At 66.2% G+C, this 7219-nt stretch carries 6 protein-coding genes; 4 read left to right on the plus strand and 2 right to left on the minus strand.

The features are described 5' to 3' along the window. Positions 1–50 precede the first annotated feature (50 nt). The 3 genes from IEY73_RS22535 (at position 51) to IEY73_RS22545 (ending at position 1257) form a co-directional block, all read left to right on the plus strand. On the plus strand, positions 51–665 hold the full coding sequence (locus tag IEY73_RS22535; RefSeq protein ID WP_189081279.1) for a malonic semialdehyde reductase: 615 nt from the start codon (positions 51–53) through the stop codon (positions 663–665). 65 nt (positions 666–730) lie between these two features. After that, positions 731–1030 carry a DUF3040 domain-containing protein gene (locus IEY73_RS22540; RefSeq protein WP_189081280.1) on the plus strand — a complete coding sequence of 100 codons (300 nt, stop codon included), beginning with the start codon at positions 731–733 and terminating at the stop codon, positions 1028–1030. 47 nt (positions 1031–1077) lie between these two features. Beyond that, entirely contained in the window at positions 1078–1257 is a 180-nt protein-coding gene (locus IEY73_RS22545; protein ID WP_189081281.1) for a hypothetical protein, read from the plus strand. Between the two features lie 23 nt (positions 1258–1280). Here the strand turns inward: IEY73_RS22545 and IEY73_RS22550 are convergent, their stop codons facing one another. Further along, positions 1281–2120, minus strand: coding sequence for a phosphoribosylaminoimidazolesuccinocarboxamide synthase (locus tag IEY73_RS22550; protein ID WP_189081282.1), 840 nt, complete (start codon positions 2118–2120; stop codon positions 1281–1283). Between the two features lie 119 nt (positions 2121–2239). On the opposite strand from IEY73_RS22550, the gene IEY73_RS22555 reads away from it, so the two are divergent. Next, a complete protein-coding gene (locus IEY73_RS22555; RefSeq protein WP_189081283.1) occupies positions 2240–5293 on the plus strand; it encodes a DEAD/DEAH box helicase in 3054 nt (1017 codons plus the stop codon). 54 nt (positions 5294–5347) lie between these two features. Here IEY73_RS22555 and IEY73_RS22560 read toward each other — a convergent pair whose 3' ends face one another. Further along, entirely contained in the window at positions 5348–6625 is a 1278-nt protein-coding gene (locus IEY73_RS22560) for a glycoside hydrolase family protein (RefSeq protein WP_189081284.1), read from the minus strand. Between the last annotated feature and the right edge of the window lie 594 nt (positions 6626–7219).

Here is a 7219-nt window from a genome sequence, read left to right on the forward strand (position 1 = left end):
CACCTTTATTCGCAGTGGCTATCTGTCGAGATGCCGCTAGCTTTTTAGAAGTGAGTACTACTACCGAAGCCCCCTTGGGCCGCCTCGACGACGCCGGCCGGACGCTGCTCTTCTCCGGCGCCCGCACGGTCAACGCATTCGCCTCGACGCCGGTGTCCGACACCGAGCTCGCCGAGATCTGGGACCTGGCGAAATGGCCGCCGACCGCCGCCAACTCCCAGCCGCTGCGCGTCCTCTACCTGCGCACCAGCGAAGCCAAGGACCGGGTGGTGCCGCTGATGAACGAGGGCAACCGGGACAAGACCGCCTCCGCGCCGGTCGTCGCCGTGCTCGCCGCGGACACCTCGTTCCACGAGCACATGCCGACCCTGTTCCCGATAAAGCCGGAGCTACGGGACGTCTTCGACGCCAACCCCGCGATGCGGGAAGGGTCCGCCAAGTTCAGCGCGTCGCTCCAGATCGGCTACTTCCTTCTTGCCGTACGCGCCAACGGCCTGGCCGCGGGCCCGATGGCCGGATTCGACGCCGCCGCGGTGGACAAGGAGTTCTTCCCCGGCGGCCGCTTCACCTCCCTGCTGGTCGTCAACATCGGCCACCCGGGCGAGAACGCGTCGTACCCGCGCGGGCCGCGCCTGCCGCACGAGACCGCCGTGCAATTCCTCTGAGCATGTTTCGCACCACCCCAGGCGGGTAGCTGAGGGCGTCGGCACGCGGTCGCGGAGGTGGTTCCATGCTTGACCCCGAGGAGAAACTCGCGTTCGACTGCATGGTGACCCAACTACGCGCCGACGACCCCCAGTTCCACCGCCGCACCGACCAGATCCTCCGACCACGCCGGCGATTGCGGATGATCGCCGCGGTCGTGTTGTGGACCATGGCTCCGGTCTGCGTCCTTCTCGGCGGATGGACCGGCCTGATCGTGGCGGCGATCTCCGTTTGGTACGGCATTCACCTGCTGACCAAGGTGCCGGGATCGGTCACCACGCCCCTCGGCGCCGCGACCCGGCGCCTTCCCGGCGCATCGATCTAGGCGGTTTCGACGCTCCTGCGACGCGTCGAGATCCGAAAGGGGGAGACATGGCGAACCATGATGTCCACACCGGTCAGGAAACCGATCGGGACACGTCGCGGGCGATGACCCACGACGAGGCCACCGAAACCGTCGAACAGGACCCGGCGCTACGCAACTCAGTCGGCGGCGACGATCGCCGGACCGAGCCCGGCCCGAAGGACCTCCCCGAACGCGACGAGGACTAGGCCAAACTCCGCCAGGTCTAGGCTCACCGCCAGCGGTCGCCGGTGAGGCGCTCGTACACCTCGACGTAGCGGCTGCGGGTCGCCTCCACCACCTGCTCCGGGATCTCGGGGCCGGGCGGAGTGCGATCCCAGCCCGTCAATTCGGCCGCCGACCAGTCCCGCAGGAACTGCTTGTCCAGGTATCGCGGCGTCTCGCCGGGACGATATTCGTCGGCTGACCAGAAGCGCGACGAGTCGGGCGTCAGCAACTCGTCCGCGATCACCAGCGTGCCGCCGTGGACACCCAGCTCGATCTTGGTGTCCGCGATGATGATCCCCCGCGACCGCGCGATCTCTTCACCGCGGCGGTACACCTCCAGAGTGATCCGCCGCAGCTCGGCCGCGACATCCGGCCCGACCTGGGACTCCACATCCGCGTACGTGATGAACTCGTCATGACCCTCACCCGGGGCGACCTTCGTCGTCGGGGTGAAAATCGGCTCGCTCAGGCGGGACGCCTCCCGCAGACCCTCGGGCAGGGCGATGCCCGAGACGGTGCGATCCTTCTCGTACTCCTTGAGGCCGGAGCCGGCCAGGTAACCCCGGGCGATGCACTCCACCATGACCATGTTCAGGCGCTGGCAGCGCACCGCACGGCCGACCCAGTCGGAGGGCACGTCGGTGGCGGACAGAACATGGTTCGGCGCGACGTCACTGAGCTGCTCAAACCACCACAGTGAGAGCTGCGTGAGAATCTTGCCCTTGTCGGGGATCGGCGTTGGGAGCACGACGTCATAGATCGAGACGCGGTCGGAGGCGACCAGGATAAGGTCGCCGCGGTCGACGTAGACGTCGCGAACCTTGCCCGAATGCAGCAGCTCCACGTGCTCTCCCAGCTCGAAGCGAACTCCGTGGGACAACGCTATCGGATGCCGCCGACCACAAGCGGACAAGCCCAGCGCGTACGTCAGAACGTCAGACCTTCACGCTAGGTTCAGACACCGTGACCGAGCTGCCCGCAGGAGCGTACGAACACCTCATCACCGAGAGGCGAGAAAGCCAACTCGCCCGCCTCGATGCCGCGCTGGTCGATCGAGCCAATCTGGACTCGGCAGATTCACACGAGATGCTCGCCCGGCATGTCGCGACGGTGGCACGGCGCGCGCTGCGGGCAGTCAAGGGCACGGACCACGACAAACTGGAGCGCCAAATCGCGCTAGCAAACCGCATCGTCGCGATGCTTTACGACGATGCCGATCCGGACGACGTCGTGAGCACACGAGACAAGCCGTTACTGCGGGCGGTGGCGGACCGACCCGCAGCACCGGCTAAGCCCGCCTTCCCGGTACGCCCGGAGGTGCCATTCGGCACAGGGGTGTTGCTCACCAATGGGCGTGGTCAGCCGCGCATCGGGACGGAAGTAGCCCGCGAGATGGCATCAGCAGATGAAGTCGATCTGCTGTGCGCCTTCATCAAATGGCACGGCATTCGTGTCATCGAGGAAGCCTTGGCCGAGCTCCGGTCGCGGGGTGGCAGGCTTCGGATCATCACCACCACCTACATGGGCGCCACCGAACAACGGGCACTCGACCGCCTCGCCAGCCTCGGTGCGGAGATTCGCGTGTCCTACGAAACGCGCACCACACGCCTGCACGCCAAGGCCTGGCTGTTCCGGCGGCACAGCGGGACCCATACCGCGTACGTTGGGTCGTCCAATCTCTCGAAGAGTGCGTTGATCGATGGCTTGGAATGGAACGTCCGGCTCTCCCAATTGGAACAGGCGTCTCTGCTGGACCACTTCGCCGCGACCTTCGACGAGTACTGGACCGATCCGGCTTTCGAGCCCTACGACCCAGCCCATGACGGCGTCCGGCTGCATGATGCGCTGCTCCACGAGTCGGGGATGAGCGATGCGACGCTTCCCCTCTCCATCTCCGCCTTGGAGGTGCGACCGTACGGTTACCAGCAAGAAATCCTCGAACGGCTCGACGCTGAACGCACCGTGCACCGCCGACACCGCAATCTCGTGGTCATGGCGACCGGCACCGGAAAGACGATCGTCGCCGCCTTGGACTACCGGCGACTCCGCCGGTCGGGTGCAGCCAGGACCCTTCTGTTCGTAGCTCATCAGGATCACATCCTTGATCAGGCAATAGCTGTCTTCCGGCAGGTTCTCGACATGCCCATATTTGGCGAGAAGTTCGGCGGCGGGAGCCGGCCGGCTCGCTGGGATGCGGTCTTCGCCTCGATCCAGTCACTCCACCGACTCAACCTCGACGAGGTCGAGCCGACCATGTTCGACATGGTCATCGTCGATGAGTTCCACCACGCCGAGGCACCGACATACGCCAAGATCCTGCAGCATCTCACGCCGCGCATCATGCTCGGACTCACCGCGACGCCCGAGCGCACGGACGGAGGCGACATTCGACGTTGGTTCGATGGGCACACCGCCATCGAGCTACGCCTCTGGGAGGCGCTGGAAAGGCAACTCCTCGCACCTTTTCAATATTTTGGAATCGCCGACAACACTGATCTGTCGCACCTCGGCTGGAAGCGGGGGCATGGATATGACCGTGCCGAGCTGGGCCGGGTCTACACGGGGCACCACGCGCGAGCAAGGCTGGTCGTCAAGGCCGTCGCCGACACGGCAGATGCGAATACCATGCGAGCGATCGGATTCTGCGTGAGCATCGGCCATGCGGAATTCATGGCGGCCCAGTTTGCCAAGGCCGGAATACCTTCGGTCGCCCTACACTCACGCATTGACCGTGCCGCACAGCGCGATGCGGTACGGCGGCTCAAAGAAGGGACTCTGCGGGCGATCTTTACGGTCGACCTCTTCAACGAAGGAGTCGACATCCCGTCCGTCGACACCATCATGCTCCTCCGCCCCACCGAGAGTGCGACGATCTTCCTCCAGCAGCTTGGTCGCGGCCTCCGTCTCGCCGACGGCAAGCCCTGCTTGACCGTGCTCGACTTCATCGGTACACAACACGCCAACTTTCGCTTCGACCTGCGCTACCGGGCACTGACCGGGGCCACACGACGAAAGTTGGAGCGGGACGTCCACCATGATTTTCCCACCCTGCCGGCCGGTTGCGCGATCAAGCTCGACCGAGTATCCAAGCAGACGGTGCTGGCCAACATCCGGTCCGCGCTGCGCATCGGACGCCACGACCTGGCTCAAGAACTGCGTGAGCATCCCGAACTGACCCTTGCCGCCTTCCTAGACGAGACGGGACTCGAACTTGAGGATCTATACCGCAGCAAATCGATCGGCGGCTGGACCGGCTTGCGTCGCCAGGCAGGCTTGACAGCACCGGCGACCGCAGACGACGCGCGCATGGCATCGGCCATCGCACGCATGCTGCACATAGATGATCTCGAACGCCTGGAACATCTCGGCAGGATCGGCGACGGGAGCTGGCCGGATGGACGACTCGGCTACATGCTTGATTACTCAGTCGACAACCGGGCAGCGGAGATCGCGTCCGACGCCGATCGACGTCGCGAACTTCGGGAGATTGTCGAGCTTCTCAAGACACGTGTCAGCCGGGTAACCCATCGACTCGATAGGTCAGGCGCCATCCCGCTCCATGTGCATGCCCGGTACACCCGCAACGAGGCGCTGGCCGCGTTCGGTGTCGCCAAGCCGGAATCCAAGGTGGCGGGCGTGCAATGGGCGAAAGCCGAGAACGCCGACATCTTCCTCGTGACGCTGGAAAAGACCGAGGAGCATTTTTCCCCGACGACCATGTACCAGGATCGGGCGCTGTCACCCGACCGCTTCCAATGGGAGTCGCAGACCGCGACCTCGACGCGATCGGCCGTTGGTCAGCGCTATGTCAATCACGAACGCCTGCGGTCATCCGTGCACCTCTTCCTCCGAAAGACGAAGATCCCGGACGGCGCACTCGGTGCTCCGCCTTACCTCTACGCGGGCCCCATGACCTACCTGCGACACAGCGGTGATCGTCCGATGCGGATCGAGTGGCAACTCGAATACCCCCTACCCGCCGACGTCTTCCACGCCGCTCGCGTGGTAGCCGGTTGACGTGCGCGGCCCCGCCGACGTGATCGCCGACGGGGCCCACACAGCTCTCGTGCACTACCCCGCGGCTCGATACGCCTTGCCCGCTTCCGTCGGGGTTGTCGCGTCGCGGTAAAGCCCGTAGGCCACCGAGTCGCCCACTGCCGGCAGGGAGAACCACGCGTACCGCTCCACGTACGGCGTTGCCTCCAACTGCTTGGTCGAGTTCGAGATGAACGACGTTATCTGCTGGGTGTTCGGGAACTTCGGGCTGCCGGTGAAGTTCATCAGGCCGTACTCGGTGATCCAAATCGGCAACTGGTAGCGGTCGTGCACCGCCTTGACGTACCCCATGAACTGGCCGACCGCGGCGTCGCTGAAGTCGGAGCCGTACCAGTGCAGGGTGATGAAATCGACCCGCAGGTTGCGCTGACGCGCCCCGCTCATGAAACGGTCCAGCCATCCGCCGGGCGTGTCTCCCCCGTACGCGACGGCGGGGCTGCCCAGACGCATGCCGGTGTTTTGCAACTGCGGCCATAGGTCGAGCGCCTGGTCCACGGTCATCTCGGCCTGGCCGGCGAGGTCGGGTTCGTTGAAGCCGAGCAGCGTCGTGCCCTCGGTCTTGACCTTGGCGAGGTTGGCCGGCGTGACCACGTTTTCGTCCCAGATCATCGGGACGAACTCGGCGTCGGCGGGCATGTTGTCGTTGTTGGTGCCCCAGTTGTAATACCAGTGCGCCCCGACGTCCTTGACGGCCCCGGCGAGACCGTTGAATTCCCAGGTGCTGACGCCCTTCTTGGCGCTGGCACCGGGCGGTCGGGTGGTGGGCGCGGTGGTCGGCGGCTTGGTCGTGGGGGCGGTGGTCGGCGGAGTGGTGAACCCGGGGCCGCCGGACACGGTCCATGACTGGTTGGCGTTGCCGGTGCACGACCAGATCTGCAGCCGGGTGCCGCTGGCCGAGCTCATGCCGGTGGCGTCCAGGCATTTGCCGGATCCGGTGTTGACGAGCTGCCGTCCGCGTGCGGCCCACTGCTGCGCTCCGGTGCCGTTGCAGTCGTAAAGCTGCACCTTGGCACCGTCGGCGTGCGAGGCCGCGGCCACGTCGAGGCACTTGCCGAGCGCGGTGACCCGGTTGCCGTCCACGGTCCACCGTTGTGCGCCGGTGCCGTTGCAGTCCCAGAGTTGCACGGCGGTGCCGTTGGCGGAGCCAGCCCCGGCGACGTCGACACACTTGCCGCCGATGCCGGTGATGGGACCGGCGGACGCGGCCATCGCCGTGCTCACACCGAGAACGCCGAGCCCGGCGACGACGGTGCCGGTGACGAGGGCCGCGAGGGTCTTCTTCCGTGGTGCCATACCCGCGAAACTAGGCGAGCACGGTCGGCACGATCAGCCGGGTGGCGTCGACTTAACCGTGCGCTAAGAAGATCGGGACTGGCGGGCAACGCTGCCTTTGGCTGCGCTTATTTGTGTTATCCGACAAGCCAGGCACCCGCCCCGCCCAGCCCAAACCCAAGCCCACCCTTCGCCCCACCCCCGCCCGCCCCGCCCGACCCGCGCCGCCCCCGGCCCGCCCCCGGCCCGCGTCGGGTCCGCGCCCGGTCCGCGTCGGCTCCGCCCCTGGTCCGCGTCGGCTCCGCCCCTGGTCCGCGTCGGCTCCGCGCCCGGTCCGCGTCGTCGATCTTGGATTTTGCGTGCCCGGAATACCCGTGCAAATGCGTTATGTCGGACCGAGAACTCCATGATCGAAGCCTCCATCGGCGCCGCTCGCGTCGATCATGGAGATTGCGTGGCCGATATGGGACAGCACAACCGACTTGTCCGACCACTAAGTCCAAGATCCACGCCCCCGGGGGATGCGAGCAGGGGCGGGCGGGGGCGGGGCCGGGGGTGGGCGGGAACGCGGGGCGGGCTTGGGGGCGGGGCGGGGGGCGGAGGCGGAGCGAGCGG

Source organism: Mangrovihabitans endophyticus (assembly GCF_014646155.1).
Taxonomy (GTDB): Bacteria; Actinomycetota; Actinomycetes; order Mycobacteriales; family Micromonosporaceae; genus Actinoplanes; species Actinoplanes endophyticus.

Coding starts and splice junctions, on each gene's coding strand:
- IEY73_RS22545 (WP_189081281.1), top strand. CDS start 1,078: ATGGCGAACCATGATGTCCACACCGGTCAGGAAACCGATCGGGACACG.
- IEY73_RS22560 (WP_189081284.1), bottom strand. CDS start 6,625: ATGGCACCACGGAAGAAGACCCTCGCGGCCCTCGTCACCGGCACCGTC.
- IEY73_RS22540 (WP_189081280.1), top strand. CDS start 731: ATGCTTGACCCCGAGGAGAAACTCGCGTTCGACTGCATGGTGACCCAA.